Origin of the sequence: Kineococcus glutinatus, from assembly GCF_039542765.1 — a bacterium.
Taxonomy (GTDB): domain Bacteria; phylum Actinomycetota; class Actinomycetes; order Actinomycetales; family Kineococcaceae; genus Kineococcus_A; species Kineococcus_A glutinatus.
The window spans coordinates 1-3661 of sequence record NZ_BAABIL010000060.1 but is presented as its reverse complement, the minus strand read 5'-3'; the positions used below and the strand labels follow the sequence as shown (position 1 = coordinate 3661).

The window sequence follows — 3661 nt, the reverse complement described above, 5'->3', positions numbered from 1 at the left end:
AGCTTGGCGCGGGCCCGCTCGCGCAGCCGGGACTGGGTGAGCGCTGCGGCCACGAGGGCGGGCGGGTGGCCCTGCTCGCGCAGCCGGGCCCCCAGCGCCAGGGCGCCGGCGGGGTCGTAGGGGGGCAGCCCGGCCAACAGCCGCGCCCCCGCCGGGCCCCGCAGGGCGGCCACGTCCTCGGTGTCCACGGGCGGATCACACCACGCCGATCCCTGCTAGCACTCCCGACGTCGGAGTGCTAACGTCGGCACCGCGTCGGGCTGGCACTCTCGTGCCGAGTGTGCCAGCTCTCGTGAGGCGGCGCCGCCCGGCACCCGCGACGGCGGTCGCGCGCCCCTCGCGTCCGACTGACACCCCGTAACGACGTTGGAAGAAGGGGAGGGCCGCACGTGTCGGTCTCCATCACTCCGCTCGAGGACCGCATCGTCGTCAAGCCGCTTGACGCGGAGACGGTCACCACCTCGGGTCTGGTCATCCCGGACACCGCCAAGGAGAAGCCCCAGGAGGGCGAGGTCCTGGCCGTCGGCCCCGGCCGCGTGGACGACAACGGCAAGCGCGTGCCCGTCGACGTGAGCGTCGGCGACAAGGTCATCTACTCCAAGTACGGCGGCACCGAGGTCAAGTACGGCGGCGAGGAGCTCCTCATCCTCTCCGCGCGCGACGTCCTCGCCAAGGTCGCCAAGTAAGCACCCGCCGAGGCCCTTCCGGGCCTCCCGCGCGACGACGCCCCGGCGCACCGGCACCAGCCGGGGCTGCCGGGGCGTCGTCGTGCTCCCCACCGCACCCCGAAGGGATCAGGACCGCACATGGCCAAGACGCTGCAGTTCAACGACGACGCCCGCCGGGCGCTGGAGCGGGGCGTGGACGCCCTCGCCGACGCCGTCAAGGTGACCCTGGGCCCCAAGGGCCGCAACGTCGTCATCGACAAGAAGTGGGGCGCGCCGACGATCACGAACGACGGCGTCACCATCGCCCGCGAGGTCGAGCTGGAGGACCCGTACGAGAACCTCGGCGCCCAGCTCGCCAAGGAGGTCGCGACCAAGACCAACGACGTCGCCGGCGACGGCACGACGACCGCGACGGTCCTGGCCCAGGCGCTGGTCCACGAGGGCCTGCGCAACGTGGCGGCCGGCGCGGCCCCCGCCGGGCTCAAGAAGGGCATCGACGCGGCGGTCGACGCGGTGGGCGAGCGGCTGCTGGAGCTGGCCCGCGAGGTCGACGGCAAGGGCGAGATCGCCCACGTCGCGACGATCTCCGCGCAGGACCGCGGTGTCGGCGAGCTGCTCGCCGACGCCTTCGACAAGGTCGGCAAGGACGGCGTCATCACCGTGGAGGAGTCCTCCACGACCTCCCTCGAGCTCGACTTCACCGAGGGCATGCAGTTCGACAAGGGCTACATCTCGCCCTACTTCGTCACCGACCCCGAGCGCATGGAGGCCGTCCTGGAGGACGCCCACGTGCTCATCCACCAGGGCAAGATCTCCTCCGTCAGCGAGATCCTCCCGCTGCTGGAGAAGGTCCTGCAGACCTCCAAGCCGCTGTTCGTCATCGCCGAGGACGTGGACGGCGAGGCCCTGTCCACCCTCGTGGTGAACAAGATCCGCGGCACCTTCACCGCGGTGGCCGTCAAGGCCCCCGGCTTCGGCGACCGCCGCAAGGCCATCCTCGGCGACATCGCCGTGCTGACCGGCGCGCAGGTCGTCTCCGAGGAGGTCGGCCTCAAGCTCGACCAGGTCGGCCTGGAGGTGCTCGGCTCCGCCCGCCGCATCGTCGTCACCAAGGACGACACCACGATCGTCGACGGCGCCGGGGACTCCGGCGAGGTCTCGGCCCGCGCCGCCCAGATCAAGGCCGAGATCGAGCGCACCGACTCCGACTGGGACCGCGAGAAGCTGCAGGAGCGCCTGGCCAAGCTCGCCGGCGGTGTCTGCGTCGTCAAGGTCGGCGCGCACACCGAGGTGGAGCTGAAGGAGAAGAAGCACCGCATCGAGGACGCCGTCTCCGCGACGCGCGCCGCGATCGAGGAGGGCATCGTCGCCGGTGGCGGCTCCGCCCTGGTGCACGCCGCCGCGGTGCTCTCCGACGGCCTGGGCCTGACGGGCGACGAGGCCACCGGTGTCGCGCTGGTGCGCCGCGCCACCGCCGAGCCGCTGCGCTGGATCGCGGAGAACGCCGGCCTGGAGGGCTACGTGGTCGTCGAGCGCGTCCGCGACCTCGAGCCCGGCAACGGCCTGAACGCCGCGACCGGCGAGTACGTCGACCTGGTCGCGGGCGGGGTCATCGACCCGGTCAAGGTGACGCGCTCGGCGCTGCGCAACGCGGCGTCCATCGCGTCGATGGTGCTCACCACCGACACCCTCGTCGTGGACAAGAAGGAGGAGGAGCCGGCCGCCGGCCACGGCCACGGCCACGGCCACTGAGCCCTCCCGCACCACGCGCAGAGGCCCGGCCCCCTCCTGGGGGCCGGGCCTCTCGTCGCTCCGGGTGGGTCGCGCCGGGGAGTGCGGGTGCGGCTCTGGTGCGCTACCGGGTGTGGCGTGTGGTGCGGGTCAGCTGGCGATGCGGAGGCTGCGGCCGCGCTGGGCGGCGTAGATCGCCTCGCGGTCGTCCTCGGTGAGCCCTCCCCAGACGCCGTACGGCTCGCGCACCTTCAGGGCGTGGCGGCGGCACTGCTCGATGACGGGGCAGGCCTCGCAGACGGCCTTGGCGGCGGCGTCGCGGTTGCGGCGGGCGGGGCCGCGCTCGCCCTCGGGGTGGAAGAAGAGGTCCGGGTCCGCCTCGCGGCAGGCCCCGTCGAGCTGCCACTCCCAGATGTCGGCGATGGGTCCGGGCAGACGGGAGATCTCGGCCATGGTGCGCTCCCCAGGGGAAGAGGTGGTGGACCGGTTGGACGACCGGTGGGCGACGCCGTAAAGCTACAAGCGCGCCAGAAGTTGTTCAAGACCCTTCGCGCCAGAAGTTGTTCGCATCACCCGTTCGGCGGCCGACGCCTCGGCCGCGGCACGGATCCAGGAGGCCGCACGACGCCGTCGGATCGGCAACTCGACCCGAATCCGGTCACGGACGGTTCGCAATCGCGTCACGATGTGCACGGTGCATCGCGCCGCGACCGCGCCGGACGACGACCGGCCACCGACCCGGGGGAGCAGGAGTGGCGGGCCGCGCCGGCCGGGGCAGAATCGAGCCGTGTCGTCGTCCCCGGGTGCGGAAGCTCCCGAGCAGCCGCGCATGACCCTGACGGTGGCGGCGGTGGCCCGCCGGCTGGGCGTCGCGCCGGCGACCCTGCGCACCTGGGACCGCCGCTACGGCGTGGGCCCCTCCGAGCACACCGCGGGCGCCCACCGCCGCTACTCCGCCAGCGACCTCGCCCGGCTCGTCGTCATGCGCCGGCTCACCCTCGAGGGCGTCGCGCCCGCCGAGGCCGCCGCGATCGCCAGCGCCGCCACCGCCGACGGAGGTGCGCAGGCCGCCCTGTCGGCCGTGTCCACGATCCCGCGGGCGCTGCTGGAGGAGGCCGTCAGCGACGCCCTCGCCGTCACCAGCCGCGTCTCCGCCGAACCCGGGGCCGAACCCGGGGCCGAACCGGGGGCCGAACCCGCCGCGGACGCGGGCGAGGACGCCCGCGACGACCCGGCCGCCGAGGCGCCCCGCGCCCACCGCC

4 protein-coding genes and 1 pseudogene are annotated in these 3661 nt (G+C 73.8%); 3 read left to right on the top strand and 2 right to left on the bottom strand.

The features are described from left to right. Positions 1-188: pseudogene (locus tag ABEB16_RS03165) on the bottom strand (SAM-dependent methyltransferase); the annotation flags it as partial. Between the two features lie 201 nt (positions 189-389). On the opposite strand from ABEB16_RS03165, the gene groES reads away from it, so the two are divergent. After that, on the top strand, positions 390-686 hold the full coding sequence (groES, locus tag ABEB16_RS03160) for a co-chaperone GroES (RefSeq protein WP_345710822.1): 297 nt from the start codon (positions 390-392) through the stop codon (positions 684-686). A gap of 120 nt (positions 687-806) precedes the next feature. Further along, the gene (gene groL / locus ABEB16_RS03155) at positions 807-2420 is read left to right on the top strand and encodes a chaperonin GroEL (protein ID WP_345710821.1); all 1614 of its coding nucleotides are present in this window, start codon (positions 807-809) and stop codon (positions 2418-2420) included. A 129-nt stretch (positions 2421-2549) separates the two neighbouring features. On the opposite strand, the gene ABEB16_RS03150 is transcribed toward groL, so the two are convergent. Then, positions 2550-2852: a WhiB family transcriptional regulator gene (locus ABEB16_RS03150; RefSeq protein ID WP_345710820.1), complete on the bottom strand. Its 303-nt coding sequence runs from the start codon at positions 2850-2852 to the stop codon at positions 2550-2552. 376 nt (positions 2853-3228) lie between these two features. Between ABEB16_RS03150 and ABEB16_RS03145 the strand changes: the two genes are divergently transcribed. Continuing rightward, positions 3229-3661: MerR family transcriptional regulator (locus ABEB16_RS03145; RefSeq protein ID WP_345710819.1), on the top strand; the 433-nt coding region annotated here is incomplete at its 3' end.